Source organism: Paenibacillus sp. GYB003, assembly GCF_036577625.1.
Lineage (GTDB): Bacteria > Bacillota > Bacilli > Paenibacillales > NBRC-103111 > Paenibacillus_AB.
In genome coordinates this window covers 358,385-384,354 of sequence record NZ_JARBDC010000001.1, presented here as the reverse complement: position 1 = coordinate 384,354, position 25,970 = coordinate 358,385, and the positions used below count along the sequence as shown (strand labels likewise).

Genomic DNA, 25,970 nt, shown 5'->3' with positions numbered 1-25,970 from the left:
TTTTTCAAAACATCTTGACAATTCGTCCGATAACACATTATTTTATTGATATAAATTCATCTGATAACACTTGAATGAGGGGTGTGTTTGATGGAAGTGTATATTTCTGCTTTTGAAAAATGGTTGAAGGAAGAGGATAAGGCTGAACAAACAATCAGGTCTTACATAACAACGCTAAAAAGCTTTGTCCGGTGGTTGGAGCAGACAGAGGACACTGTTGCATTAGAGAAGGTAACACCGGTTCACTTGATGGATTATCGCTCTTATTTGATGAACAACCTCGAACAGAAGCCTTCAAGCGTGAATCGAACAATCGCTGCACTAAAGACTTTCTTTCAATGGGCTGTTGACACACATTTAATAAGCAACGATCCGGCGCAGAAAATCAAAATGAAAAGAATACAACAGAACATCGCACCGAAGTGGTTAACGGTTCTGGAACAAAACAGACTTTTGAATGTCCTTGAAACGGAACGGAATGAATCCAAACAGGCTAGAGACAAAGCGGTCATATTGACAATGCTTCGTGCAGGTCTTCGAGTTGAGGAAGTATCTGATCTCAAAATTAACGATGTAGATTTGAGACAGAATCAAATCTCTGTTCTTGATGGAAAGGGCGGAAAGTGGAGGATTATCCCGCTCCATCCAGATTTGAAGAAAGCCATAAAGTATTGGCTGACATTCAGGCAGACAAGTGACAAACAAACTCATCAGGAGAGCCCGTATTTGTTCGTTTCAGAGCGTTCAGGCCAGCTAACGACACGAGGTATTGCTTTTCTGATTGATCGCTATTTAGAGCTTTGTGGGCTTCTTGAACGAGGTCATAATGGTGACAAATTGGAGGGCCAACCTTCTTGCCATTCACTCAGGCACACCTTCTGCAAAACACTAGTAGACAGAGGAGTGTCTATTCATGATGTTGCTAGACTAGCTGGACATGATTCGATTCAAACCACGCAAAGGTATGTTGAGCCGTCAAAAGATGACCTAAGGGCTGCGATTAACAAAATATAATTGGGAGGGAAAGCCATCTATGAGGAAGAGTAAGATCATTAAAACCATAGAGGAGCTATTTACTGACAATTCTGATTCGTTTATCGCTGATATCGTTGATACGCTTAATCTATGGGGTTCAATAATCTCGACAAAACCTGAACTTAACTTTGAATCGTTTTTTCGCAAGGAAGCAAATGTGATTACACATTATTGTTTTAAAAATACCCGCCTATAAAGCATACATGCCGAATCAGTACCGTTCGATGATAGAGCCACGAAAATACTGATGCTTGAATCCAGCGAGAAAATGTGTGAGTGGATGAAATTTAGAGATGCGCTTAACGCGGACGATGAAAGGACAGAAATATACATTTTCTTGATCAATATTTATCATTCCTTGCACACCGAACAATGGACAGATGAATCTGTAGCCGCATCTGAGCTGGACAAGTTAAAAGTTCAGATAAATTAAGGAAATATACATCATACGATTTTCATACGAGTATTTGTTCCCTAAAAAGTGTATTGTATCGGTTCTTATGTGACTTACATACATACGAGGGCATTTTATAATAATTCGATGATGTAGGATGGGTTTTAATTTTTTTTGCCAAACAAATGCTCGCTGACATCGTATAGTCAAAGATTCATTCTACAATTTGAATAGCATTCAATATCTTGGTCATGTCGAAAAAAGGATATGCGATCATGAAGTTGAATAAGTATAAAGGACTATTTAGCCTCATGTAAGGAGGGAATACATTGAATAAAAAAGACCTCTCAGAGCGCGACATCTGTTCTAAATACATAACTCCAGCATTAGTTCAGTCAGGTTGGGATTTACAAAAGCAGATACGCGAAGAAGTAACATTCACTGACGGACGAATTATTGTCCGAAAGAAAGTTGTTACACGCGGCGAGAAAAAGCGTGCCGATTATATCCTATACTATAAAGCGAACATGCCAATTGCCATTATTGAAGCAAAAGATAATAAACACTCTCTTGGAGCAGGGATGCAGCAAGCGATTAATTATGGTGATATTCTAGATATCCCCTTTGTCTATTCTTCGAATGGTGATGGTTTTATTGAACATGATCGGACAGTTAATTCAGGAGCGGTTGAACGAGAGCTTGCTTTGTCACAATTTCCTTCTCCTGAAGAGCTATGGCATCGATATAAAGCCGCTAAAGGTATCGACAACACAACCGAAGAAACGATTGTAGAAGACTATTACTTTACGCAGGAATCCAAAAGTCCTCGTTATTATCAACGAATTGCAATTAACCGAGCAGTTGAAGCCATTGCTAAAGGTCAAGACAGAATCCTACTTGTTATGGCTACCGGTACTGGAAAAACTTATACTGCTTTTCAAATCATTTATCGTTTATGGAAGTCAAAAACTAAAAAGCGTATTTTGTTCCTTGCCGATAGAAACATTCTCGTTGATCAGACCATGACAAATGATTTCGCTCCATTTGGCGATAAAATGACGAAGATCAAAAATAGGAAGGTCGATAAAGCTCACGAAATTTATCTCGCCCTTTATCAAGGAATATCTGGCTCAGAGGATTTTCAAAATGCTTATAAAGAGTTTTCAAAAGATTTTTTTGATCTCATCATTATTGATGAGTGTCACCGCGGAAGTGCTAAAGAAGATTCTGCATGGAGAGAAATCCTTGAGTATTTTTCCTCTGCAACTCATGTAGGTTTGACAGCTACACCTAAAGAAACAAAAGATACATCAAACATTAGCTATTTTGGGGAACCAATCTATACCTACTCGTTAAAACAAGGTATTGAAGATGGTTTCTTAGCCCCATATAAAGTTATTCGAGTGTTACTTGACAAGGATGTTGAAGGTTTTCGTCCGACAAAAGGTCAGCGAGATAAATATGGATATGAAATTCAAGATCGAGAATATAACATTAAAGACTATGACAAAAATCTAATATTGGAGAAGCGTACTCGGACAGTTGCGAAAATGGTTTCAGATTACCTGAAATCAAACCAATCGCGTATGGCGAAAACGATTTTTTTCTGTGTTGATATTGATCATGCCGAACGCATGCGTCAGGCGCTTGTAAACGAAAATGCTGATATGGTCGCCAAGAACTCTAAATATGTAATGCGTATTACGGGAGACAATGAGGAAGGTAAGGCAGAATTAGATAACTTTATCGACCCTAATGAACCATATCCAGTACTTGTTACGACAAGTAAACTCATGACTACCGGAGTTGACGCAAAAACATGCCAGTTCATTGTACTTGATTCCAATATCAACAGCATGATTGAGTTCAAGCAGATTATTGGTCGTGGAACAAGGATACGAGAGGATTTTGGCAAGTTATACTTTACGATTATTGATTTCCGTAATGTAACAAAACTTTTTGCTGACCCGGATTTTGATGGAGACCCTGTTGTTGTCATTGATACTGGGGGGGATGGTATTCCTCCAAGTGGAGGAGATGGTGATGATGACGATGATGATGGTCGTAATGGAGGAAACGGCAATCCCCCTAATCCTCCACCTGGTGGAGGAGGGATAATAAATGACCCCCCAGCAAAATATTATGTGCACAATGTCGAAGTGAAGGTACTAAATCATCGTGTTTACTATTACGATAAAGATGGAAAATTGATCACCGAATCATTGATTGATTATACGAAAAAGAATGTCAAAAATGAGTTCAAATCTCTAAATGACTTTCTTCAAAAGTGGAATGCTGCGGATAAGAAAGAAGCAGTGATAAAAGAACTTGAAGCACAAGGAATATTGATTGATGAACTACAAGATGAAGTGGGAAAGGACCTAGACCCCTTTGATCTTATTTGTCATGTAGCGTTCGATCAACCCCCTCTCACCCGCCGTGAGAGAGCTGAACAAGTAAAGAAGCGTAATTATTTTGCTAAGTATAGTGATCAAGCAAGGGTAGTGTTAGAAGCATTGCTGGAAAAGTATGCGGACACCGGAATCGAGAATTTAGAAAGTATCGAAGTATTAAAAATCCCTGAATTTCAGTCCTTTGGTTCACCAATTGAAATCGTTAAACGGTTTGGCGGTAAACAGGGATATATGACAGCTATAAAGGAATTAGGCAAGGTAATCTATTCAGCTTAGAAGCAGTCTTAGGAGGAGCTATTGATGTCTATTTCAGCGATTATCAAATCGGTACAAGATACGATGCGAAAAGACGCAGGTGTTGATGGAGATGCCCAGCGTATTTCTCAATTGGTGTGGATGGTCTTCTTGAAAGTTTTCGATGCAAAGGAAGAAGAATGGGAATTGATGCGCGATGAGTATCGTCCAATAATTCCAGAAGGATTACGCTGGAGAGACTGGGCAGCTAATGATGAGGGGATGACAGGCGATGAATTGCTTGATTTCGTCAACAATAAGCTATTCAAAGAACTCAAAGAAATGGAACTTGATGAATACAGCGACCCTAAAGCTTTTATTGTTAAAGCTGTGTTTGAAGATTCCTATAATTACATGAAGTCCGGCACACTATTGCGCCAAGTAATTAACAAACTTAACGAAATTGATTTTACTACGCAGCAAGACCGCCATATGTTTAACGATATTTACGAGAACATATTGAAAGATCTTCAGAGTGCAGGCAACGCTGGAGAATACTACACACCTCGACCTGTTACACAATTTGTCGTAGATATGGTCAATCCCAAGATCGGTGAAAAAGTACTGGACTTTGCCTGTGGAACTGGCGGGTATTTGACAAGCACTATTGAACATTTTAAGAATACAAAACAAATAAAAAGTGTCGAGGATAATCAAGTATTACAAGAAACAATAATGGGGATTGAAAAAAAACCAATGCCTCACATGCTCACAGTGACGAATCTGATCTTGCATGACATTGATGCACCTAAGATAAAGCATGATAACTCGCTCATCAAAAATGTGCGGGAATACCGTCCAGTAGATCAAGTTGATGTTATCGTTACAAATCCACCATTTGGGGGCATTGAAGAAGACGGTGTTGAAATTAATTTTCCAGAGAAGTTCCGAACCAAGGAAACAGCTGACCTGTTTATGGTATTACTTATGTATCTTCTTAAAGATGGCGGTCGTGCTGGAATAGTTTTGCCTGATGGTTTTTTATTTGGCGAAGGTGTAAAGATAGCAATTAAGGAAAAATTGCTAGAAGAATTTAATCTTCATACAATTGTCCGATTACCTAAAGGAGTATTTGCCCCATACACTGATATAAAGACTAACTTGTTATTTTTTGAAAAAGGAAAACCTACGGCGGAAATATGGTATTTTGAACATCCCCTTCCTAGTGGGTTTAAGAATTACACAAAAACTAAACCGATCCGACTGGAAGAATTTGAGTTAGAAAAACAATGGTGGTCTAACCGTGTTGAAAATGAGTATGCTTGGAAAATTAGCATCGATGAGATTAAAAATCGCAATTATAATTTGGATTTAGATCATCCAAACAAAAATAATAGTATTGAAGTTTTATCACCAAAAGAATTAATAGAAATAATTGAAAAAAATCTGGATGAACAATCACGCCTGATAAAACAAATCAAAGCAAGTTGGGGTAATTAACATGGAAGTAAAAATCGTAAAGTTAGCGGATGTGGTTAGTCATAAAAAAGAGTTCATTATTATTGATGATAATATGGATTATAAGAGGTGCAGAGTAAAGCTACATCGTCAAGGTATTGTACTTAGAGATATTATTAAAGGTGCAGAAATAAAAACAAAAAAACAACAGGTATGTAAAACAGGGCAATTACTAGTAGCAGAAATAGATGCAAAAGTAGGTGGCTATGGAATTGTACCAGAAGAATTGAATGGTGCAATTGTTAGTAGTCATTACTATTTATTTGATATAGATACAGAAATAATTAATTTATCTTATTTAGAGTATTTTCTGAAAACTGATGATTTCTTTAATCAATTAAAACCACAAGGTTCAACAAATTATGCGGCAATTAGACCAAGTGATGTTTTAAACATATCTATACCATTACAACCATTTGAAAGCCAAATTGAAATCGCAAAAAAATTGCAACTTATTGACCAAAAATTGAACTTGTTTAATACCAAAGTTGAAAAAAATGAACAGTATATAAAAACTTTGCGTCAATCTATCCTTCAAGAAGCTGTTCAAGGCAAACTTATACAGCAAAATTGCATCGATGAACCAGCATGTGTATTGTTAGATAAAATTAAATATGAAAAAGATCGACTAATTAAAGAAAAAAAATTCAAAAAAGAAAAAACATTACCGCCGATTAGTGATGATGAAAAACCTTTTGAACTTCCACTTGGTTGGCAATGGGTAAGGTTGGGGGACTTCACCACCATTAAAGGTGGTAAAAGACTTCCAATAGGTTGCACATTATCAGATACTCCCACTTCCCATGTTTACATTCGCGTCACCGATATGAAAAATGAAACCATAGACGATTCTGATTTAAAATATATATCTGACGAAGTCTATGAGCAGATAAAAGAATACATTATTGAGTCAAAGGATTTGTACATTACTATCGTTGGAAGCACTATTGGTAAAGTTGGAATTGTTCCAGAGAAATTTAACAACATGAATTTAACTGAGAATGCTGCAAGAATAATCATTCATGGTGTAGATAAAATGTTTCTGCTTCACATGCTTAAAACTTCATTTATGCAGGAACAGTTTATTGATAAAACGAATCAAGTAGGTCAGCCAAAATTGGCACTTATAAGATTAAAGTCAGCGATCTTCCCGCTCCCTCCACTACAGGAACAAATTCGGATCGCCGAAAAAGTTGACTCCTTAATGACATTTTGCAATGAAATTGAAAATATGATCGTAAAATCAAAAAAAGAAAGCGATTTGTTAATGCAAGCAACCCTAAAGGAAGCTTTTACTTATATAGATACAGAAGTTAATGTTGTTGATTTACCTATACAAGGTTCAGATAAACATATTCATTGGGAAATAGCCGCTCGCGTAGATGGAGGTATTAATCCAGAAACACAAGCCAAAATATCAAATCGGGTAGCTGAATTGCTCAGTAAGAAGCGCGGATGACACCAATCAAAAGTGCCCACATGGTGCTTCATGATTTCAAAGTTACTACTACACCTGCCTTGAGCTTAAATAAAATTTTTGAACACTATAAAATCATTTATGATGAGATGGAATATAATAATCCAAACTTCATGGGGAGCTTAATTCGAGCCGAAGGAGAAACGATCATTCTTGTCAATACTGACATAAAAAATGTGGGGCGTATAAACTTTACCAAAGCACATGAACTCGGGCACTATTGTCTAAATCATCATGGCGAGCAATTTGAATGTTTACGAACAGACCTGCTTGATTTTACTCGAAAGCCAATGGAAATAGAGGCAAATCAATTCGCCCAAGAATTTCTTATGCCTGAACATATGGTTAAACCAATTTGTTTTACCGCACCATTTGATTTCCAAACGATAAAAGGGATTAGTGACTATTTTTTGGTTTCTAAACTTGCAGCTGTTTTTCGGATATTGGAATATCATTCGGGGAATTATGCCTTCATTTATTCAAAAGATGGGGTAATAACCCATTCTAAAGTCTCTAGCAATCTTATGGGGAAGGTTGCTATTAGATATCCCGGTGAACAAATCGATTCAAAGTCATACGCTTTTTCCCTTTTGTATGGAAAGACAACATCAAATGACTACACAACCATCAATTCATCGATATGGATAAGGAAAAATCACACTTCGCAAAAAATTGCTGTCAAAGAATTTTCACGGGCTAACAAAGCTTCCCGAACTGTCATGACACTACTAAAGATAAAGTTCATTTGACGAGTATTGAAATTATTGACAAAACCAACGGCAAATCTTATCATTTTTTCAGGGCGATTTTGCCCATAAATTCTTCGATTGAAACCCGATAAAGTCATCGGTAAATCATCATTCAGAAGTCGCCTGGACGCGCGGCAACATCGACAGCATCAGCCATCTGTTCGGCTATACGATCAACATCAGCAAGTCGAAGCCGACCAACAGCGAGTTTATCGCGATGGTGGCGGACAAGCTGCGGATCGAGCATAAAGTATCGTGAAAGTCGCAGCATTCCCCCGATAACGATTGACGAATGACCAAATCGCTTCTTTAGCGGGCTTCATGGTCCGCAAAGAAGCGATTTTTTGCGTTTCGTCCAAAAATAAACGACGCCCGGCGCACCCGAACGTCGTTTCCGATCAATGGGAATGTTTTTTGTCCTCGTGTTTGGACTTGGACTTCGATTTGGATTTGGATTTGGATTTGGACTTGGACTTATCTTTGTGGTCGTCTTTTTTATCCGACCCATGGTTCCAATTGGAATCGCGGTTCATAAACTGGACAAGCCCGGCTTCTTCCGCTTGTCTAAAATATTGTTCAATTTCCTGGGCAGTTACTTCAGCCATTTCGTTCCCCTCCTTGAGCTATACCATTTCCAGTAGCGAGCCTCGAAATCTCTCTACTACTACATCCAACGTATTCGAATGTTACGAAAAAAGCATGGACGATTTTAAATTTCAATGAGTACCCAGCAACGAAAGATCGGCCCGATCATAGCCTGATGGAAACAGAGTTCCGAAGGGTGTGGTCGCATTGATCAAACGTGAGCTGCCTTCCGAATATATTGCGATGACGCCGCGATATATGAACTACTTAAATAGAGATATTTGGAGCGAGCATTTGCAGCCGGCCACCTGGAAAGCGGGCGATACGGAGCGGAAGGTCGGCATCTGTTACCGGGGCTCCTATACGCGCGATCTGGATCAAAAATCGTACCGATTGACGATTTATAACGGCGCCGACCTACAAGATTTCGCGGAATTTCATTTGAATGCCGAATATTTGGACCCGTCCTTTATTCGAAATAAGCTGTCCATGGATTTTTTCGGGAAGCTGGGCGTTTCGGCGCCGAGCGCCGAGCCGATCCGGCTCTACATGAACGGAACGTACGAAGGCGTCTATTTGCGGCTGGAATCCGTCGACCGGTATTTTCTTCGAGCCCGCGGGTTGCCGGACGGTGCGATCTATTACGCCATCCGGAATAATGCCAACTTTTCGCTGCTTTCGGAAGATAAAGAGATTAAGAAACGGTTGGAATCGGGCTACTACCGAAAATACGGCGTCAAGGAAGACGACGGCTACGTCCGCGAGCTCATTTATAAAATCAATTCCGTTCCGCGCCCCGATTTCCGCGAACAAATCGTGCGATACATCGATGTGGACAACTATATTCGATGGCTGGCCGGCGTCGTATGCACGCAAAATTACGACGGTTTTACGCAAAATTATGCCATGTACCGAAACGGCGAAACCGGATTGTTCGCCATGATCCCGTGGGATTATAGCGGAACATGGGGCCGAAACTACAAAGCGAAGCCGATGGATTTCGACTTTGTTCCCATTACCGGCTTCAATACGTTGACGGCCCGCATTTTGGATGTGGCGGAATTTCGCCAAGCTTATCGGAAAAAAATGGAGGAAGTGCTCGAAAGCGCGTTTACGGTCCGGGAATTGGAACCGGTTATTCGTCGATGGCATGAACGTCTCAGACCGCATGTGCTGGAGGACCCGTACAAAGCGAAATCGATTTCCGATTTCGATCGGGAGCCGGAACGGATGATCGAATTCATTCATAAACGTAACCGGTTTTTGCGCGACAGCTTAAGCGAGCTCGATGAATAAAGCTTTTTTGAACTGAAATCCGTCAAAACGATGCATGAAATGGATGAAAATGTAAGATTATCAAGGAATATAATGGAAACCGCGAAGATGCTGTCGGGATGAACGGAAGCCGCTCGAACATTGCCCGGGAGAATCGCCGGATTACGTGGAAACGTGGACGATCGTGTCCGAAGTCCACAAAATATTGAATGGACCGTGACAAGAAGTGACAAACACCGACGGACGATCCGTATTATAATGAATTCTAAAGCAAACGATATCAAACGATAAAAAAAGAATAATGATGAAAGAGGAATGAAACGGAGATGAACGCGGTACTGTTGGAAGAGTCCGAGGCGATCGAGCAGCTTCGGGGAGATTTGGTGGCGCTTGCCATGGCGAAAGGAACTTTTGCGGACCACACCGTTCTGGAAATGAGTCAGCAGCTGGACGAGTTTTTGGTCCAATTCATCAAGCTGCAGCAGGAGCGAAAATAAGAAGCGCCCCGTATATACTCCGGATCGGCGATCGTCCTAGGTCGAGCCGATTCGTTAAAACTTTCCGTCCGCTGCGGGCGGAATGTTTTTTTTCGTTCGCATGAGCGAGGTCCCGATTGTCCAAACTAATGAACAAACGATTCGCAGGACGAACGGAGGGACCGGTATGGATCATGCCGTGCTGGGTACGGCTGTCGTGCAGGGAGCCGTCAGAGCCGACCGCAATACGAAGCGGCTGCTCCGCAATATCGCCAGGGGGGAAATCGCGCTCATATGCCATACGGATTTGGACGAGCCGGCGGCGGAGGGGCTGCTTCGGGCGGGCGTAAAAGCGGTCGTCAACGCCGGACGGACGATGACGGGAACGTTCCCGCATAAAGGGCCGCTTAGTTTGATCCGCGGGCGGATTCCGATATTCGAGATCGGCGAAAGCCGTTTCGACGAAGCGGCCGACGCGGAGCACGTCGCCATCGGTGCCGGCCGGCTTGTCGGGCGGCATGCCGACATCCCTTGCGCGCCGTTCGGCTACAAGGATTGGGAGCGGCTGAACCGGGCCGCCGAACGGAATTTCCGTCATACGCTGTGGGGCTTTGCGGAAAATACGCTGAAGCGGGCGGAGCAGGAACTGGAAACGCTGTTCAGGCCGCTGTCGCTGCCGGAGCTGCGCAAGCCGATCCGTTCGAACGAGGTGCTCATCGTCGCGAGAGGGAGCGGGTACAAGGACGATTTGACCGCGCTCCGTCCGTATATCGCCGATGCGAGGCCGGTTTTGATCGGCGTCGACGGTGGGGCGGACGCGTTGACCGAGCAAGGGTACAGGCCGGATCTCATTATCGGCGACATGGACAGCGTATCGGACGAAACGCTCCGCTGCGGCGCGCAGCTGCTCGTTCACGCGTATGTCGACGGACGGGCTCCCGGGCTGGAACGGGTCCGAAGTCTCGGCTTGTATTCCGACATCGTGGCCGCTCCCGGCACAAGCGAAGACATCGCGATGCGGCTCGCCTACGAACGGGAGGCGGCGCGAATCGTCATCGTAGGCTCGCACAGCCATCCCGTCGATTTTTTGGAAAAGGGGCGTGCCGGCATGGCGAGTACGCTGCTCGTGCGCATGCTGGTCGGCCATAAGCTCGTCGACGCGAAGGGCGCGAGCCTGTGGCTGCGGCGCAAGCATGCGCTGCGCACGTTGGCGCTGCCCGCGCTCGCGGAAGGAGGCGCGCTGCGATGGAATCCGTATCGGTAGTCGTTCCGGCCTGGAACGAAGAGCGGACGATCGGGGCGACGCTGGAGGCGCTTCACCGGATGCGGGGGAAGACGGGCTGTCCGCTGTGGAGCGAGCTGATCGTCGTCGACGACGGCAGCACCGACCGAACGGCGGACGAAGCGTCGAGGCTCGCGACCGTCGTAATCGAACATGAACGCCGGCTCGGCAAAGGAGCGGCGATGCGGTCCGGCTGGCTGCGCGCCAAAGGCGATATCGTCCTGTTCGCCGACGCCGATCTCGACTATTCCGCCGAGTATTTGTCGGGTCTCGTCGACACCGTCCGCAGCGGCGAAGCCGACATGGCCGTCGCCCGCTTCGAGCTGCCGGCCGCGCGGGGCGGATTCGGCTTGGCGAAAAAGGTTGCCGTCAGCGGCATTTTCAGGCTGACCGGCATGCGGCTGGAGGCGCCGTTGTCCGGCCAGCGGGCCGTCCGCAGCGAGCTGCTGCGGAGCATCGGCGACGTGCCCTCCGGCTTCGGCATCGAGGTCGGGCTAACGATCGACGCGGCCCGTCTCGGCTACCGCATATGCGAGGTGCCGCTGCCGCTGCGCCATCGCGAAACGGGCAAAACGGTCGCCGGCTTTTGGCATCGCGGCACGCAGATGGCCGCCATCGCGAGGACGATACTGACCCGCTGGGTCAGGCCGGCTCCATGATCGCCGTCGCGGCTGTGCCGTCGATGCTCGTTCTTGCCGCGATCGGAGCCGCGGCATTGCCGGTCGCACGCCGTTTTTTGCGCGCGCACGGGCTGGCGGCGGCCAACTATGCCGGGGAAGTGATCCCGTTCGGTACGGGAGCGGTCGTCGCTGTGTTGGCGGTCGTTCATTACGGCATCGTCGAACTGCTCGCCGCACTCGGAATCGGAACGTTCGCCGAATTCCGTTCGCTGCTGGGACAAAGTGCGGCCGCGCTTGTTCTCGTCTTCGCCGCCGGCTGGACCGACGATTGCATCGGCGATCGGACGGTTAAAGGGATGGCCGGCCATCTGCGCGCGTGGAGGCAGACGCGCACGCCTTCGACGGGGATCGTGAAGGCGGGAGTCGTTGCGGTCGCGGCGCTTTGGGTCGTATGGCACGGCAGTCGGTCGTGGGGAGAGGCGGCGTTCGACTGGCTGACGATCGTCCTGTCGGCGAACGCCGTCAATTTGCTCGACGTGCGGCCCGGACGGGCCTGGAAAGGGTTTCTGGCGGGGGCGGTTCCGATCGTGGCGGCCGAACCGGCGCTCGCCGCCGGTACGTGGCTGGTGCCGGCGACGGCCGCGGGCATCGCGTTAATGCCCGGCGATTTGCGGGGCAAACATATGCTCGGGGACAGCGGGTCGAATTTGCTCGGCTTCATGCTCGGCTGCTCGTTCGCGGCGGCCGCTCCGATCGGGCTGCAGGCGACGGCGCTGGCGGTGCTGGTCGCGATGCATCGCACGGCCGAGCGGAGCTCGATTTCGGCGTGGATCGAAAAGCATAAATGGGTCCGATGGCTCGATCGGTACGGTCGCGTCTAGGACCGCTTTTTTTTTGCCCGAAATCGCGGGGCGACGTAGTTGCGTTTGCGGTCGCGGAAAAAGATCCATCCGCCGATGAAGGCGACCCCGGCGACGAACAAGATGAAGCCGACGATCATTTTGCCCCACAAAATATGCGGGTTGTCTTCCTCCGGCCCGAACTGGGCGAAAAACGCGTCCTTCATCGCCAAAAATCCGTAAGTGGCGGCGCCTCCGGGAATAATAAGCAGCAAAATGGCGACGAAGCGCTGAAATTTTTCTTTCATGAAACACGGACCCTCGCTTTACGGAAATCTCATTCTATTATCTTATCTCGATTTGTATTTGATGTCTAATTTCGTTTTGGTACAATAAAGGCATCGTTTTTCGAAGGGGCCGCGCTTCGGGCGGTTTCGGGAGCAAGTGCCGGGCCGGGAAAGCGCGCGGCGAATCGAACGGCATTTACGGGAGGAGCGTTCTTATGTCCATTACATACGATATAGTCGTGCTGGGCGGCGGAATCGGCGGCTATTCCGCGGCGATCCGCGCGGCGCAGCTCGGAAAAAAAGTCGCGATCGTCGAGCGGGACAAGCTCGGGGGGACGTGTCTGCACAAGGGCTGCATTCCGAGCAAGGCGCTGCTGCGCAGCGCCGAGGTGTACGCGACGATGAAGCGCGCGGACGAATTCGGCGTGACGGCGGAGGCGATCTCGTTCGATTTCGCCAAGGCACAGGCGCGCAAAGCCGCCATCGTCGAGCAGCTGCATAAAGGGCTGCAATTTTTGATGACGAAGCATCGAATCGACGTCGTCCGGGGAGAAGGGCGCATTATCGGTCCTTCGATCTTTTCCCCCCGCAGCGGCTCGGTGGCGGTCGAGTTCGAGAACGGGGACGGCGAAACGCTCGTTCCTTCGCAGCTCATTATCGCCACGGGCTCGCGCCCGGGGATGCTCCCCGGCTTGGAGGCGGACGGGCGAATCGTCATGACGAGCGACCACGCGCTCGCGATGGAAGCTTTGCCGGCCTCGATCGTCATCGTCGGAGGGGGCGTCATCGGCGTCGAATGGGCGACGATGCTCGGCGAGTTCGGCGTGGACGTGACGATCGTCGAAGCCGAGAAGCGGCTCCTTCCTTCCGAGGACGAAGACGTGTCGCGCGAGCTGGAGCGGCTGTTCAAAAAACGCGGCATTCGCGTCTTGACCGGATCGAAGCTGCTCGTCGAATCGATTGAAAAAAGCGCCGACGGGGTCCGTCTCGACGTCGAAACGGGCAAAGGAACGGAGCGGCTGGAGGCGGCCGCGATGCTCGTTTCGGTCGGCCGCCAAGCGAACGTCGACGGCATCGGATTGGAAAATACGGACGTGCGCGTCGAAAACGGAATCGTTCAAGTGAACGAGTTTTTGCAGACGACCGAGCCGCACATTTACGCCGTCGGCGACGTCATCGGCGGGCTTCAGCTCGCGCACGCCGCCGGACACGAAGGGATCGCCGCCGCCGAGCACGCCGCCGGGAAAGGAACGCGGCCGCACGCCGCCCATCTCATCCCGCGCTGCGTCTATTCGCGGCCGGAGGTCGCTTCGGTCGGCTGGACCGAGCAGGAAGCGGTCCGGCAAGGCTTCGAGACGAAAACGGCGAAGTTTTCGTTCAAGCCGCTCGGCAAAGCGCTCGTATACGGGGAAAACGACGGGTTCGTCAAAGTCGTCGCCGACAAGAGGACGAACGATTTGCTCGGCGTCCATATCATCGGGCCTCATGCGACCGAGCTCGTCTCGGAAGCGGCGCTGGCGAAGCTGCTCGACGCGACGCCGTGGGAAGCCGGGAGCGCGATTCATCCGCATCCGACGCTGTCCGAAGCGCTCGGGGAAGCGATGCTCGCGGTGGACGGGCTGTCCGTCAACCTATAATTTCGCGGAGCGCGGACGGAAAAATTGTAATCGCCGGCAAAGTCGATTATAATATAGTTATAAAGGCAACTATTAAGACCAGATACTAAATCACCGAGACGGTTTTTTCGAAATACGATTCCGGCGAGCGAGCGTCAAACGCATCCGTTCGGCCGACCAGGAGGCTGAAGTCCATGTCCATCGGTCAATTGACGAAGCACAAGCAGCTTGGCCTTAACGACGAACAGGCGCTCGACATGTACAAATTCATGCTGCTCGCAAGGAAATACGACGAACGCGCCCTGCTGCTTCAGCGGGCGGGCAAAATCAATTTTCACGTTTCCGGCATCGGTCAGGAGGCGGCACAAGTCGGCGCGGCGTTCGCGCTCGACCGGGATCGCGACTATTTTTTGCCGTATTACCGCGACTACGGCTTCGTTTTGTCGGTCGGGATGACGACCAAGGAACTGATGCTGTCGCTGTTCGCCAAAGCGGGCGATCCGAACAGCGGAGGAAGGCAGATGCCGGGCCACTTCTCGCACCGAAAGCTGCGGATCGTCACCGGCTCGTCTCCGGTCACGACTCAGCTGCCGCACGCGGTAGGCATTGCGCTGGCGGCCAAAATCAAAGGCGAATCGCTAGCCGCGTTCGTCACGTTCGGCGACGGTTCGAGCAATCAGGGCGATTTTCACGAAGGGTGCAATTTCGCCGGCGTTCATAAGCTGCCCGTCATCTTCATGTGCGAAAACAACCAATATGCGATTTCCGTTCCGCTGCACCGGCAGGTCGCCGGTTCGATCGCGGACCGCGCCATCGGCTACGGCTTCCCCGGCGTGAAGGTCGACGGCAACGACATTCTGGAGGTGTTCCGCGTCGTCAAGGAAGCGCGCGAGCGGGCGATACGCGGCGAAGGGCCGACGCTGGTCGAAGCCGTGACGTACCGGCTGTCGCCGCATTCGACTTCGGACAACGACCTGGCCTACCGGACGAAGGAAGAGATCGACCTGCATCGCGGCAAGGACGCGATTCCGCGCTTTAAAACGTATTTGATCGAATGCGGCATTTGGAGCGAGGCGGAGGACGCGAAGCTGCACGAGCGGCTGAACGCCGAAATCAAGGAAGCGACCGAATACGGCGAGAAGGCTCCGTTCCAGGACCCGCAAGATTTGTACCGCTACGTGTACGCCGAAGAGGAGGGGCAGTGACCGATGCCTGTCATCAACTATTTGACCGCGATCCGCGAAGCGATGCGGGAGGAAATGGAGCGGGACGACAACGTGTTCGTGCTCGGCGAAGACGTCGGCTACAAGGGAGGCGTGTTCACGGCGACGAAAGGGCTGATCGACCAGTTCGGGGAGCTGCGCGTGCTCGACACGCCGCTGGCCGAATCGGCGATCGCCGGCGTCGCGATCGGGGCGGCCATGTACGGCATGCGTCCGATCGCGGAAATGCAGTACGCCGACTTCATGCTTCCCGCGACGAATCAAATTATTAGCGAAGCGGCGAAAATCCGCTACCGTTCCAACAACGATTGGGGCTGTCCCGTCGTCATCCGCGCGCCGATCGGCGGCGGCATTTTCGGCGGGCTGTACCACTCCCAATGCACGGAAGCGATCTTTTTCGGAACGCCCGGACTGAAGATCGTGTTTCCGTCGACGCCGTACGATGCGAAAGGCTTGCTGAAGGCGGCGATTCGCGACCCGGACCCGGTATTATACTTCGAGCATAAAAAATGTTACCAGCTAGCGGAAGGCGAAGTGCCCGAGGGCGATTACGTCGTTCCGATCGGCAAAGCGGACGTCAAGCGCGACGGCGACGACATTACGGTCATCACGTACGGGCTGCCGGTCCATTTCGCGCTGGAAGCGGCCGCCGAGCTGGCCAAGGAAAACATCAGCTCGCTCGTGCTCGACTTGCGCTCGATCCAGCCGCTCGACCGCGAAGCGATTTTGGAGTCGACGGCCAAGACGGGCAAAGTGCTTATCATTCACGAGGACAACAAAACGGGAGGCGTCGGCGCGGAAGTGTCCGCGATTATCGCGGAGGAGCTGCTGTACGATCTGGACGCCCCGATCATGCGGCTGTGCAGCGCGGACGTGCCGGCGATGCCGATCAGCCCGGTGCTGGAAAAGCACTACATGCTCAATAAAGATAAAGTCAAGGAAGCGATGCGGAATCTCGCGTTGTATTAACGTCAGGCATACGACGGCGTCAGCCTTGCGTCCGATGCGGCTTTTCGGCCCGCGGGCGCAAGGCTGACGGCTCGAAGCGGCAAGGCGCCGCGAGCATTTTTCCCCCGGGAGGTTAGCGTCCATGAAAGGTACGAAGGCGCAAGGCACCGAAATCGTCATTCCCCAGCTTGCGGAGTCGCTCGTGTCGGCGACGATCAGCAAATGGCTGAAAAAGCCGGGCGATTACGTGGAGCAGTACGAACCGATATGCGAGCTCATTACGGAGAAAGTGAACGCGGAGCTTCCGTCGACCGTGGAAGGGACGCTGCTCGAACTGCTCGCCGAGGAAGGCGAGACGGTGCCGGTAGGCGGAGCGGTTGCCGTCATTTTGGAAGCGGGCGCGGATAGCGGCGAAGCGCCGACTTCGGCGTCGGAGGCTTCGAACGCGCCGACGGCTGCGGCAAGGCACGACGCAGGGGAGCAGCCGGCCGGCGAAAGCATGCGGGGCCGGTATTCGCCGGCCGTTCAGCAGCTCGCCGCCGAGCACGGCGTCCGGCTGCAGTCGATTCGCGGCACCGGACTCGGCGGACGCATTACGCGCAAAGACGTGCTGCGGGCGATCGAGCAGGGCGCGTCCGGCGGCGGGCAGGCGTACGGTGCCGAGAAGCCGGCTCCTGCGGCGGCGCCCCCGGTTCCCGCGGTTCCCGTTTCGCCCGAAGTGCCGAAGGTTCCGGTCCGTTCGACGGGGCTGCATTTGTCCGAGGAGCCGCCGATTCCGAAAATCGAAGTGGAAAGCGGCAAAGACGACGGGCGCGGCGAGACGATCATCGACGTCACGCCGATCCGCAACACGATCGCGACCCGGATGCGCCAAAGCGTCGCGGAAATTCCGCACGCGTGGACGATGATCGAGGTCGACGTCACGAATCTCGTGCTGCTCCGCAACAAGCTCAAGGACGAGTTTATCAGGAAGGAAGGCGTCAACCTGACGTACCTCGCCTTCATGCTGAAGGCGGTCGTCAACGCGATCAAAGACTACCCGATCATGAACTCGGTTTGGGCGGTCGACAAAATCATCATCAAGCGGGACATCAACATATCGTTGTCGGTCGGAACGGAAGATTCGGTCATTACGCCGGTCATCAAAAAAGCCGACCAAAAAAATATCGCCGGTCTCGCGAGGGAAATCGACGAGCTGTCGCGCAAAGCGCGTTCGGGCAAGCTGAAGCTGGACGACGTGCAGGGCGGCACGATTACGGTCAACAATACCGGTTCGTTCGGTTCCATTTTGTCGTATCCGATCATCAATTACCCGCAGGCGGTCAACCTGACGTTCGAACAGATCGTAAAGCGTCCGGTCGTCATTAACGACATGATCGCGGTCCGTTCGATGGCGAATATTTGCTTGTCGCTCGACCACCGCATTTTGGACGGGGTCATTTGCGGACGGTTTTTGCAGCGGGTGAAAGAAAATTTGGAAAGCTACAATTTGGATACGAAGCTGTATTGATCGGCGGGGAGCGATGCGCGGCGGGATGACAACCGGAAAACGCGGCGCCCCGGAAATCGGGCGACGATCGCGATCGCGCTTCGCTCCGAGCCGACGGGGCGACGGGCGGGAATTAACTGAAGAAGACGGAAACGGAGTACAGGACGACGGAAGAAAGCATGGCGAACAGCATCAAATACACCATGATTTTAACGAAATTTTTGCTGAACAACAGTCTCACTCCTTAATCGACGTTAGTTCTTGACCGATAATGGACATACCTGTATTGTACCTTAATCGAGGACCGGGAGGAAAGTAAGATGATTCAACAAAATCGGTTGGTGGATCAGTTTTTGCAGCTGGTACGGATCGACAGCGAGACGAAATACGAGCAGCAAATCGGTCAGGCGCTGAAAACGTTGTTCGGCGAGCTCGGTTTGACCGTCTTCGAGGACGATACGGCGGCGGTAACCGGACACGGCTCGGGCAACCTGATTTGCACGCTGGAGGCGACGCCGGGCAACGAGAACCTCCCGACCGTCTTGTTCACCTGCCACATGGATACGGTGACGCCCGGTAAAGGGATCAAGCCGCAGGTCGGCGACGACGGCTACATACGCAGCGACGGCACGACGATTCTCGGCAGCGACGACAAAGCGGGAATCGCCGCCATGGTCGAAGCGATCCGCGTGCTGAAGGAGCAGAGCATCCCGCACGGCAAGCTGCTGTTCGTCATTACGGCCGGCGAAGAATCGGGACTGCTCGGGTCCCGGGCGATGGCGAAGCAGCCGCCGAAGCAGCTCGCCGCGAAATACGGCTACGCGCTCGATTCGAACGGCAGCGTCGGGCAAATCGCGGTCGCGGCTCCGACGCAAGCGCGCATTCAAATTACGATCAAAGGCCGGTCGGCGCACGCGGGGGTCAACCCGGAAGACGGCGTGAGCGCCATCCAGGTGGCCAGCAAGGCGATATCCCGCATGCCGCTCGGCCGCATCGACTTCGAAACGACGGCCAATATCGGCAGCTTCGCCGGCGGCGGCGCGACCAACATCGTATGCGAGCGCGTCGATATCGCGGCCGAAGCGAGAAGCCGCGAGCAGTCGAAGCTGGACCGCCAGCTGGAGGCGATGCGGCAGGCGTGCGAATCGGCGGCCGAGGAGATGGGCGCGAAGGCGGAGTTCGTCAGCGAGATCATTTATCCGGCCTACAAATACGACGAATCCGCTCCGGTCGTGAAGCTGGCCATGAAGGCGCTCGAGTCGATCGGCCGCAAGCCGTCCACCTTCCACACCGGCGGCGGCAGCGACGCCAACATGTTCAACGGGATGGGCATTCCGACCGTCAATTTGGCGGTCGGTTACGAAAACATCCATACGACCGAGGAGCGGATGCCGATTTCCGAGCTGAAGGCGGTCGCCGAGCTGGTCGTCGCCATCGTGAAAGAAGCGGCAAACGAATAATGTGACAGATAACGCCCGTATTCGGGCGTTTTTTTGTTGCCGGCTGAAACGAAGCCATGACTGCGAATCCGAGTGCCGTTAATTGCGCCGCTCCCTGCCGGACAGGACGGTATGCTATAGTAATAGCTGGAAAACAATTCGCGACGATGGACAAGGAGGGGGATGAACGATGACGGAACGTTTGCGTACGCTCGACGTGGAAGCATGGACCGCGAACGAGCCGTTCTGCGCGGGTGTCGTCTGGGTCCGGGACGGCAAAGTGGCGGTCACTTTGAATCCGGACGGCATTCCGGCCGAGCTCGGATCGGACGTGCTGCGAATCGGCGGCGTAGGCGGTGGGCAGGAGCCCGGCGAAACGATCGCCGAATGCGCGCTGCGCGAAGCGAAGGAAGAGCTGGGCAGCGGGAACGTCCGGTTGCGATCGTCCGGCGAAACGTATTTTCACGATATCGACACCGGGGAAATATCGCGAATTCGCTGCACGGACCGAACGGCGCCGTTTTTGCTGCAGCGGCAAACGAGCAAAACCCCGGATCGGCCGTACAAGCCCGGACTGCCGTTCGGCCCGTACGTCTATTTCGGCATTTACATCGGAGAAGCGGACGAAGCCCGCATCAATCCGGACGACGACGTGGCCGGGCTGCTGTTCGTACCGATCGAACGGTGGGAGCTGCTGCTCCGCGAGACGGTAACGGTCGGCGCCGTTCTCGACGCGGGGGCCGATTTGCTGGAGGCGGCTCCGATTCCGCGGCAGACGCGTCTGTGGATGCCGGACAATGAATCGATGCGAACCGTCGTGCGGCTGTGGAAACGGCGAAGGCCATGAATGCGGAAATGTTCCTGCGAATCCTTTAAAGGAGCGATGGCGCGATGACGGGCCGAAAGCTTGCGGCCGCGTCCGTTCCGTCTGCAGCGGTAGGATATACCGTCCGGTCAGGCCTCGTTCCGCAACGCTTGTTCCGGGAGTAAAACGAGCAAGTCCGAAGTCCCCGCGAGGGCGGCGGAAAAAGCGAACGATTTCGCGATTATAAAATGTTGCAAACGGTTTATTCGGCATTCATAAAACGCCGTTTTATTCCATATGCTTCCATTATCACCCTTGCGCTGGCCGCGTATGGAGGAAGACATGATCATATGGACAAAAGGGACGGTTGTCGGCATCGTCGAGGAAGGCGAAGCCGTGCAGCGGATCGAATTGATGGAGGAAGACGGGGGCAAGCGCGCGGCGATCCACTATACGGACGAACGGCCGCGTCTGCGCGTCGGCGATCGCGTTACCGTCAACGTAACCGCGGATCGGCTCGGACTCGGCGGCGCGCAATCCATCGTGCACGACGTTTGGAGAGCGGAGGGCGATGACGGATTGGGCGTCAGCGGCGGCATCCGCCGCGCCTCCCCGGGCCGACCGGGGCATATCGTCAAGCTGCGCTTTACGCCGGAGCAGCGCGCCGTGCTGGCGGTCGAAGAAGAAGCGAGCCCGCATCACGCTTCGTTCGCACAGCCCGGAACGCTGCAAGGGATGCCGGTGCTCATCGGCGAGCTCCACAGCATGCTGCCGATCGCCGCCGCCTGGATACGCGGAGAGAATCCGGCAAGCCGCGTGACGTATATTATGACGGACGGCGGGGCGCTGCCGCTCGCGTTCAGCAAACACGCGGCCGAGCTGAGAAGCGGGGGCTGGCTGACCGGAACGGTTACGTACGGCCACGCGTACGGCGGCGATCTGGAAGCGGTGAACAAATATACGGCGCTTCTGGCCGCCCGCCACGTGCAGCGGGCCCACATCGCCATCGCGGTCATGGGGCCGGGCATCGTCGGAACCGGTACGCCGCTCGGCCATACGGCGACGGAAATGGCGGAGCTCGTCCATGCCGTCCATGCGCTCGCCGGCGTGCCGATCGTCATTCCGCGGATCAGCTTCGCCGATCGCCGCGAGCGGCATCGCGGCGTCAGTCACCATTTGCTGGAAACGATGGGCAAGCTGACGCTTGCCTGCGCGATCATCCCGCTCCCGGACGGCCTCGGCGACGAAAACGAGCGCTTGGTTCGGGAGCAGCTCGCGTCGTCGGGCTGCGCGGATCGTCACGAAATCGTCCGCGTCGCCGGCGTGACGCAGGCGGAAGCGGAGCTCCGGTTAAGCGCCTATCCGCTTCCCGTTACGACGATGGGAAGGGGATTACGCGACGATCCGGCCTATTATACGGCGGTTTGCGCAGCCGCTCATTTTGCGTCTTCCCGCGTTCCGGACTTTGAGTAAGCTTCGCGAGCAGGGCGGCCAGCTCGGCCTGGCCGCTTCCTTCCGCGGCGCCCCACTGCCGCAGCCGCTCGCGGATTTCCCATCCTTTGCCGACCATCCGCAATTGCTTCTCCGTTACGTAGCTTTTCATCGCGATCCCGCCCTCTGCTTTCGATTGAAAGTTTGCTATACTAGTTTGTATGCGCGAGGCGGACAAGCTATGACCGCCGCGTCCGATAAACGAACAGAATCGAAACGAAAGAAGGGGCCGATAGCTTTGAGCCATTCGAAGTACGAAGAAGTGACGATCAAAACGGAACCGATATTCCACGGAAAAGTCATCTCGCTGCAAATCGACCACGTCAGGCTGCCGAACGGGCAAACGGCGACGCGGGAGATCGTGAAGCATCCGGGAGCCGTAGCCGTGCTCGCCCTTCTCGGCGATACGATGATCGTCGTCGAGCAGTACCGGAAAGCGCTCGGACGGAGCCAGGTGGAAATTCCGGCGGGCAAGCTGGAGCCCGGCGAACCTCTCGAAGAAGCGGCCAAGCGCGAATTGAAGGAGGAAACCGGCTACGTCTGCGACGAGGTGCGGCCGATCGCCTCCTTTTACACGTCGCCGGGCTTTGCCGACGAGCTGCTTCATTTATACGTCGCCGACAAGCTCACGAAGGGGGAAGCGAGTCCGGACGAAGACGAGTTTCTCGATTGCGAGGCGATTACGCTGGAAACGGCCAAACGCTATATCGCCGAAGGGCGGATCAGCGACGCCAAGACGATTGCCGCCGTCTACGCGTGGCAGCTTTACCGGCTGACCGGTTCGTATACGCTATGAACAGCTATTTCGTCGACCTGCATATCCATATCGGGCGAACGGAGAAAGGCGATCCGGTCAAAATAAGCGGCAGCCGCGATTTGACGTTTTACAATATCGCGAAGGAAGCGTCGGAGCGGAAAGGGATCGAGGTCATCGGCATTATCGACTGCCATTCGCCGGTCGTGCAGGACGAAATCGCGCATTATTTGGATAACGGGGAAATGGTCGAGCAGGAGGGCGGCGGCATTCGGTACAACCGGACGACGGTCATGCTCGGCAGCGAAATCGAAGTAAGGGATCCGGGGATGGGGCCGGCCCATCTGCTGGCGTTTTTGCCGACGTTCGCGGCGATGCGGGACTTTACCGAATGGATGAAGCCGCATATGAAAAACGTGACGCTCAGCTCCCAGCGTATTTACGTTCCCGCGCGCGAGCTGCAGGAACAAACGGTCGGCCGCGGCGGAATGCTCGTTCCCGCCCATATTTTCACGCCGTACAAAAGCTTGTACGGCAGCGGAACGGACCGGCTCGAACGGATGCTCGATCCGGACCGGGTGGCGGCCGTGGAGCTCGGCTTGTCGGCGGATACGGAAATGGCGAGCTGCTTGTCGGAGCTCGACCGGTATTCGTTCGTGACGAATTCGGACGCGCATTCGCTCGGCAAAATCGGCAGGGAATATAACCGGATGGAGATGGCGGAGCCGAGCTTCCGCGAGCTGAAGCTGGCGCTCGGGCGCGAGCGTGGCCGCCGGGTGGCCGCCAATTACGGGCTCAATCCGCGGCTCGGCAAATATCACCGGACGTACTGCGACGGCTGCGGATCGGTTATGGACGACGCGGAAACGACCGTTCGGCGCTGCTTGTATTGCGGCGGTACGAAAATCGTCCGCGGCGTGATGGACCGCATCATGGCGATCGCCGACCGGGACGCGGCGCAGGTGGCGGAGCATCGTCCGCCGTACCATTTTCAAGTGCCGCTCGAATTCATTCCGGGGCTCGGGCGCAAAAAGCTGGAGCGGCTGCTGGAACGATTCGGCACGGAAATGAACATCCTTCATCGGGCGCCCGAATCGGAAATCCGCGAGACGGCCGGGGCGGATGTGGCGGGCTACATCTTGCGCGCGCGCGACGGAGCGCTCGCTTTCGAGGTCGGAGGCGGAGGGCGGTACGGCAAAGTGTCCAAAGCGTAGAACGTTCGTCCCGGTCTATGCCGGAAATGCGGACGAACCGATGGTAGAGTCGAAGTCATAGTTTCCTTCGCCGGTTCATATACTTGGAGCAGTAGGACAAGGGGAGGAAACGAGCATGAATCGGAAGCTAGAGATGCGCCTGTATATGAAGGACCATTTGCCGCTCTATTTGTTCGTCTCGGTGCTGTTCGTCATGGGCGTCGTCTTCGGGGCGCTGATGGTGAACGCGCTGTCGCCCGGCCAAAAGGAAGAGATGGCGAGGCATGTCAACAGCTTCGTGCAAATCGTCAATCAGGGGAGCGAATTCGGGGGACAGGGAACACTGTGGGACTCGTTCGCGCTTCATCTGAAATGGATCGGACTGATCTGGGTGCTCGGCTTATCCGTCGTCGGGCTTCCTTTGATTTTCATACTCGATTTTTTGAAGGGCGTCCTGATCGGCTTTTCCGTCGGCTATTTGACCCACCAGCTGTCGTGGAAAGGGATGCTGCTCGCCTTCGTCTCGATCGCGCCGCAAAACCTGATCGTCATTCCCGCGCTGGTCATGTGCAGCGTCGGAGCGTGCGCCTTCTCGATGTATATCGTCAAAAACCGGTTCCTGCAAAAGCGCGGAGCGCTTTACCCCACCTTCGTCCAGTATACGACGACGGCGGCGGGGATGGCGGTGCTGCTGTTCGGCGTGGCGCTGTTCGAGGCGTATTTGTCTCCGGTCATGATCAAGTGGGTCGCGCCGATGCTTGTCGCGCAGCTGGGGTGACGGGCGGGCCGCCGCCCGGCAAACGGCTTCAGCCGGATACGGCGGCGGTCGACTGCCGGACCGTCAATTCGCACGGCACGGTCCCGTCGTGCCATTCGCCTTCCGCTGCGCCCGGCTCCTCGCCCAGCAGGACCCGGATCGACCGTTCGGCAAGCTCCTTGTAGCTCGGGCCGACCGACGTGATCGGAACGTCCAGCAGCTGCTCCATCTCGGGCAAGCTTTCGTACACGACGAGCGAGAAGTCGTCGGGAACGCGCAGCCGCAGCTTGCGGATCGTCTGGATGAACGGGAACAGGATGCCGTGGCTGTCCACGATGACGGCGGTCGCCCGGGCCGGATTGTCTTTGTTCAGCACTCTGGCGATTTGCTGCTCGGGCAGCTCAAAACGGTCCGCCTGAATGAAAAATTCGGGATCGTACGCCAGCTTGTTTTCGAGCAGCCCGAGCGTGTATCCGGTCAGCTTCTCCGTCGTCGCTCCGACGAAAGCGATTCGCTCGTGCCCGAGCTCCGCCAAATGCCGGACCGCCTTCATCACCGCGTCCGTCCGGTCTACCGCGAGCCGGTGCGCTTCCTCCAGACGGCCCCCGCCGATGACGACCATTTCGCCCCGAAACTGCTGCCTGGCCTGCAAAAATTCGAGGCTCGGCATCCAGCCCGTGCCGCACCAGAAGACGATTTTTTCGACCAGATGGTCGTTCAGATGGCGCATCGCTTCCGCCGGCGGCTCGAACGAGACGAGAACGTACTGGCCGCGCAGCGATGCGAGCCGCTGCAGCTCGTTGCACAAATGGTTGAAAAACAGGCCGACGGGCGGGCTCCAGATGACCCCGATGCTGCCGGGCTTCGCTCCGGGCTGTTTGGCCGCCTTGCCGAACGAATAGTTCATTTGTTTGGCGATGGCGGTTATTTTGTTGCGCGTCTGTTCCTTGACTCCCGGTTCGTTATTCAGCGCCCTGGAAACGGTGGCGGTCGTAACGCCGGCCGCTTTGGCGATATCGTGCAACGTCGTCATGGGTATGCGTCCTCGTTTTCTTGGTTCTTTGGCAATC

The 25,970-nt window shown here is 53.1% G+C and carries 25 protein-coding genes and 1 pseudogene; 21 read left to right on the top strand and 5 right to left on the bottom strand.

Annotated elements, in window-relative coordinates; genetic code table 11:
* Positions 1 to 90 precede the first annotated feature (90 nt).
* The 6 genes and pseudogenes from PV407_RS01880 to PV407_RS01855 form a co-directional block, all read left to right on the top strand.
* Positions 91 to 1,014 carry a tyrosine-type recombinase/integrase gene (locus PV407_RS01880; protein ID WP_332088151.1) on the top strand — a complete coding sequence of 308 codons (924 nt, stop codon included), beginning with the start codon at positions 91 to 93 and terminating at the stop codon, positions 1,012 to 1,014.
* Positions 1,015 to 1,758: 744 nt separating this feature from the next.
* Positions 1,759 to 4,119 carry an EcoAI/FtnUII family type I restriction enzme subunit R gene (gene hsdR, locus PV407_RS01875; protein ID WP_332088150.1) on the top strand — a complete coding sequence of 787 codons (2,361 nt, stop codon included), beginning with the start codon at positions 1,759 to 1,761 and terminating at the stop codon, positions 4,117 to 4,119.
* A 24-nt stretch (positions 4,120 to 4,143) separates the two neighbouring features.
* Entirely contained in the window at positions 4,144 to 5,577 is a 1,434-nt protein-coding gene (locus tag PV407_RS01870) for a type I restriction-modification system subunit M (protein ID WP_332088149.1), read from the top strand.
* Position 5,578: 1 nt separating this feature from the next.
* Positions 5,579 to 7,054 carry a restriction endonuclease subunit S gene (locus PV407_RS01865; protein ID WP_332088148.1) on the top strand — a complete coding sequence of 492 codons (1,476 nt, stop codon included), beginning with the start codon at positions 5,579 to 5,581 and terminating at the stop codon, positions 7,052 to 7,054.
* On the top strand, positions 7,051 to 7,821 hold the full coding sequence (locus PV407_RS01860) for an ImmA/IrrE family metallo-endopeptidase (protein ID WP_332088147.1): 771 nt from the start codon (positions 7,051 to 7,053) through the stop codon (positions 7,819 to 7,821). The genes PV407_RS01865 and PV407_RS01860 overlap by 4 nt, the downstream gene beginning before the upstream one ends.
* A 106-nt stretch (positions 7,822 to 7,927) precedes the next feature.
* Positions 7,928 to 8,080 (top strand): annotated as a pseudogene (locus tag PV407_RS01855) (sporulation initiation factor Spo0A C-terminal domain-containing protein); the annotation flags it as partial.
* Between the two features lie 139 nt (positions 8,081 to 8,219).
* On the opposite strand, the gene PV407_RS01850 reads toward PV407_RS01855, so the two are convergent.
* The gene (locus tag PV407_RS01850; protein WP_332088146.1) at positions 8,220 to 8,426 is read right to left on the bottom strand and encodes a hypothetical protein; all 207 of its coding nucleotides are present in this window, start codon (positions 8,424 to 8,426) and stop codon (positions 8,220 to 8,222) included.
* A gap of 187 nt (positions 8,427 to 8,613) precedes the next feature.
* Between PV407_RS01850 and PV407_RS01845 the strand changes: the two genes are divergently transcribed.
* The 5 genes from PV407_RS01845 (at position 8,614) to PV407_RS01825 (ending at position 12,940) form a co-directional block, all read left to right on the top strand.
* Entirely contained in the window at positions 8,614 to 9,702 is a 1,089-nt protein-coding gene (locus tag PV407_RS01845; RefSeq protein WP_332088145.1) for a CotH kinase family protein, read from the top strand.
* 305 nt (positions 9,703 to 10,007) lie between these two features.
* On the top strand, positions 10,008 to 10,178 hold the full coding sequence (locus PV407_RS01840; protein WP_332088144.1) for an aspartyl-phosphate phosphatase Spo0E family protein: 171 nt from the start codon (positions 10,008 to 10,010) through the stop codon (positions 10,176 to 10,178).
* Between the two features lie 166 nt (positions 10,179 to 10,344).
* On the top strand, positions 10,345 to 11,421 hold the full coding sequence (steA, locus tag PV407_RS01835) for a putative cytokinetic ring protein SteA (protein WP_332088143.1): 1,077 nt from the start codon (positions 10,345 to 10,347) through the stop codon (positions 11,419 to 11,421).
* Positions 11,403 to 12,098 (top strand): glycosyltransferase family 2 protein, encoded by a 696-nt coding sequence (locus PV407_RS01830; protein WP_332088142.1) that lies wholly within the window; start codon positions 11,403 to 11,405, stop codon positions 12,096 to 12,098. The genes steA and PV407_RS01830 overlap by 19 nt, the downstream gene beginning before the upstream one ends.
* A 56-nt stretch (positions 12,099 to 12,154) precedes the next feature.
* A complete protein-coding gene (locus PV407_RS01825) occupies positions 12,155 to 12,940 on the top strand; it encodes a hypothetical protein (protein WP_332088141.1) in 786 nt (261 codons plus the stop codon).
* Here the strand turns inward: PV407_RS01825 and PV407_RS01820 are convergent.
* Positions 12,937 to 13,206 carry a DUF2627 domain-containing protein gene (locus tag PV407_RS01820; RefSeq protein WP_332088140.1) on the bottom strand — a complete coding sequence of 90 codons (270 nt, stop codon included), beginning with the start codon at positions 13,204 to 13,206 and terminating at the stop codon, positions 12,937 to 12,939. The genes PV407_RS01825 and PV407_RS01820 overlap by 4 nt on opposite strands.
* Positions 13,207 to 13,400: 194 nt before the next feature.
* Between PV407_RS01820 and lpdA the strand changes: the two genes are divergently transcribed.
* The 4 genes from lpdA to PV407_RS01800 all read left to right on the top strand — a co-directional run bounded on the left by lpdA (position 13,401) and on the right by PV407_RS01800 (position 18,482).
* Positions 13,401 to 14,822, top strand: coding sequence for a dihydrolipoyl dehydrogenase (lpdA, locus tag PV407_RS01815; protein ID WP_332088139.1), 1,422 nt, complete (start codon positions 13,401 to 13,403; stop codon positions 14,820 to 14,822).
* A gap of 173 nt (positions 14,823 to 14,995) precedes the next feature.
* The gene (locus tag PV407_RS01810; RefSeq protein ID WP_332088138.1) at positions 14,996 to 16,006 is read left to right on the top strand and encodes a thiamine pyrophosphate-dependent dehydrogenase E1 component subunit alpha; all 1,011 of its coding nucleotides are present in this window, start codon (positions 14,996 to 14,998) and stop codon (positions 16,004 to 16,006) included.
* 3 nt (positions 16,007 to 16,009) lie between these two features.
* Positions 16,010 to 16,993: an alpha-ketoacid dehydrogenase subunit beta gene (locus PV407_RS01805; RefSeq protein ID WP_332088137.1), complete on the top strand. Its 984-nt coding sequence runs from the start codon at positions 16,010 to 16,012 to the stop codon at positions 16,991 to 16,993.
* Positions 16,994 to 17,114: 121 nt separating this feature from the next.
* Entirely contained in the window at positions 17,115 to 18,482 is a 1,368-nt protein-coding gene (locus PV407_RS01800) for a dihydrolipoamide acetyltransferase family protein (protein WP_332088136.1), read from the top strand.
* 112 nt (positions 18,483 to 18,594) lie between these two features.
* Here the strand turns inward: PV407_RS01800 and prli42 are convergent, their stop codons facing one another.
* Positions 18,595 to 18,693: a stressosome-associated protein Prli42 gene (gene prli42, locus PV407_RS01795; protein WP_332088135.1), complete on the bottom strand. Its 99-nt coding sequence runs from the start codon at positions 18,691 to 18,693 to the stop codon at positions 18,595 to 18,597.
* A gap of 88 nt (positions 18,694 to 18,781) precedes the next feature.
* Between prli42 and PV407_RS01790 the strand changes: the two genes are divergently transcribed.
* The 3 genes from PV407_RS01790 (at position 18,782) to PV407_RS01780 (ending at position 22,178) form a co-directional block, all read left to right on the top strand.
* Complete coding sequence (locus tag PV407_RS01790; RefSeq protein WP_332088134.1) at positions 18,782 to 19,921, top strand: M20/M25/M40 family metallo-hydrolase; 1,140 nt, start codon at positions 18,782 to 18,784, stop codon at positions 19,919 to 19,921.
* Between the two features lie 169 nt (positions 19,922 to 20,090).
* Positions 20,091 to 20,747, top strand: a complete 657-nt coding sequence (locus tag PV407_RS01785) for an NUDIX domain-containing protein (protein WP_332088133.1) — start codon at positions 20,091 to 20,093, stop codon at positions 20,745 to 20,747.
* Between the two features lie 300 nt (positions 20,748 to 21,047).
* Positions 21,048 to 22,178 carry a DUF3866 family protein gene (locus tag PV407_RS01780; protein ID WP_332088132.1) on the top strand — a complete coding sequence of 377 codons (1,131 nt, stop codon included), beginning with the start codon at positions 21,048 to 21,050 and terminating at the stop codon, positions 22,176 to 22,178.
* On the opposite strand, the gene mciZ is transcribed toward PV407_RS01780, so the two are convergent.
* Positions 22,078 to 22,308 (bottom strand): Z-ring formation inhibitor MciZ, encoded by a 231-nt coding sequence (mciZ, locus tag PV407_RS29485; protein ID WP_442951612.1) that lies wholly within the window; start codon positions 22,306 to 22,308, stop codon positions 22,078 to 22,080. The genes PV407_RS01780 and mciZ overlap by 101 nt on opposite strands.
* 69 nt (positions 22,309 to 22,377) lie before the next feature.
* Here mciZ and PV407_RS01775 point away from each other — a divergent pair, with 69 nt between their 5' ends.
* The 3 genes from PV407_RS01775 to spoIIM all read left to right on the top strand — a co-directional run bounded on the left by PV407_RS01775 (position 22,378) and on the right by spoIIM (position 24,921).
* Positions 22,378 to 22,992 carry an NUDIX hydrolase gene (locus tag PV407_RS01775; protein ID WP_332088131.1) on the top strand — a complete coding sequence of 205 codons (615 nt, stop codon included), beginning with the start codon at positions 22,378 to 22,380 and terminating at the stop codon, positions 22,990 to 22,992.
* Positions 22,989 to 24,164 carry an endonuclease Q family protein gene (locus tag PV407_RS01770; RefSeq protein WP_332088130.1) on the top strand — a complete coding sequence of 392 codons (1,176 nt, stop codon included), beginning with the start codon at positions 22,989 to 22,991 and terminating at the stop codon, positions 24,162 to 24,164. The genes PV407_RS01775 and PV407_RS01770 overlap by 4 nt, the downstream gene beginning before the upstream one ends.
* A 115-nt stretch (positions 24,165 to 24,279) precedes the next feature.
* Positions 24,280 to 24,921 (top strand): stage II sporulation protein M, encoded by a 642-nt coding sequence (gene spoIIM / locus PV407_RS01765; RefSeq protein ID WP_332088129.1) that lies wholly within the window; start codon positions 24,280 to 24,282, stop codon positions 24,919 to 24,921.
* Between the two features lie 28 nt (positions 24,922 to 24,949).
* On the opposite strand, the gene PV407_RS01760 is transcribed toward spoIIM, so the two are convergent.
* Positions 24,950 to 25,933: a LacI family DNA-binding transcriptional regulator gene (locus PV407_RS01760; RefSeq protein WP_332088128.1), complete on the bottom strand. Its 984-nt coding sequence runs from the start codon at positions 25,931 to 25,933 to the stop codon at positions 24,950 to 24,952.
* Between the last annotated feature and the right edge of the window lie 37 nt (positions 25,934 to 25,970).

Excerpts from the sequence above, each read along its gene's own strand:
- PV407_RS01880 (WP_332088151.1), top strand. The coding sequence starts at position 91 with ATGGAAGTGTATATTTCTGCTTTTGAAAAATGGTTGAAGGAAGAGGAT.
- PV407_RS01870 (WP_332088149.1), top strand. The coding sequence starts at position 4,144 with ATGTCTATTTCAGCGATTATCAAATCGGTACAAGATACGATGCGAAAA.
- PV407_RS01865 (WP_332088148.1), top strand. The coding sequence starts at position 5,579 with ATGGAAGTAAAAATCGTAAAGTTAGCGGATGTGGTTAGTCATAAAAAA.
- PV407_RS01860 (WP_332088147.1), top strand. The coding sequence starts at position 7,051 with ATGACACCAATCAAAAGTGCCCACATGGTGCTTCATGATTTCAAAGTT.
- PV407_RS01850 (WP_332088146.1), bottom strand. The coding sequence starts at position 8,426 with ATGGCTGAAGTAACTGCCCAGGAAATTGAACAATATTTTAGACAAGCG.
- PV407_RS01840 (WP_332088144.1), top strand. The coding sequence starts at position 10,008 with ATGAACGCGGTACTGTTGGAAGAGTCCGAGGCGATCGAGCAGCTTCGG.
- steA (WP_332088143.1), top strand. The coding sequence starts at position 10,345 with ATGGATCATGCCGTGCTGGGTACGGCTGTCGTGCAGGGAGCCGTCAGA.
- PV407_RS01830 (WP_332088142.1), top strand. The coding sequence starts at position 11,403 with ATGGAATCCGTATCGGTAGTCGTTCCGGCCTGGAACGAAGAGCGGACG.
- PV407_RS01820 (WP_332088140.1), bottom strand. The coding sequence starts at position 13,206 with ATGAAAGAAAAATTTCAGCGCTTCGTCGCCATTTTGCTGCTTATTATT.
- lpdA (WP_332088139.1), top strand. The coding sequence starts at position 13,401 with ATGTCCATTACATACGATATAGTCGTGCTGGGCGGCGGAATCGGCGGC.
- PV407_RS01810 (WP_332088138.1), top strand. The coding sequence starts at position 14,996 with ATGTCCATCGGTCAATTGACGAAGCACAAGCAGCTTGGCCTTAACGAC.
- PV407_RS01805 (WP_332088137.1), top strand. The coding sequence starts at position 16,010 with ATGCCTGTCATCAACTATTTGACCGCGATCCGCGAAGCGATGCGGGAG.
- PV407_RS01800 (WP_332088136.1), top strand. The coding sequence starts at position 17,115 with ATGAAAGGTACGAAGGCGCAAGGCACCGAAATCGTCATTCCCCAGCTT.
- PV407_RS01790 (WP_332088134.1), top strand. The coding sequence starts at position 18,782 with ATGATTCAACAAAATCGGTTGGTGGATCAGTTTTTGCAGCTGGTACGG.
- PV407_RS01785 (WP_332088133.1), top strand. The coding sequence starts at position 20,091 with ATGACGGAACGTTTGCGTACGCTCGACGTGGAAGCATGGACCGCGAAC.
- PV407_RS01780 (WP_332088132.1), top strand. The coding sequence starts at position 21,048 with ATGATCATATGGACAAAAGGGACGGTTGTCGGCATCGTCGAGGAAGGC.
- mciZ (WP_442951612.1), bottom strand. The coding sequence starts at position 22,308 with ATGAAAAGCTACGTAACGGAGAAGCAATTGCGGATGGTCGGCAAAGGA.
- PV407_RS01775 (WP_332088131.1), top strand. The coding sequence starts at position 22,378 with ATGACCGCCGCGTCCGATAAACGAACAGAATCGAAACGAAAGAAGGGG.
- PV407_RS01770 (WP_332088130.1), top strand. The coding sequence starts at position 22,989 with ATGAACAGCTATTTCGTCGACCTGCATATCCATATCGGGCGAACGGAG.
- spoIIM (WP_332088129.1), top strand. The coding sequence starts at position 24,280 with ATGAATCGGAAGCTAGAGATGCGCCTGTATATGAAGGACCATTTGCCG.
- PV407_RS01760 (WP_332088128.1), bottom strand. The coding sequence starts at position 25,933 with ATGACGACGTTGCACGATATCGCCAAAGCGGCCGGCGTTACGACCGCC.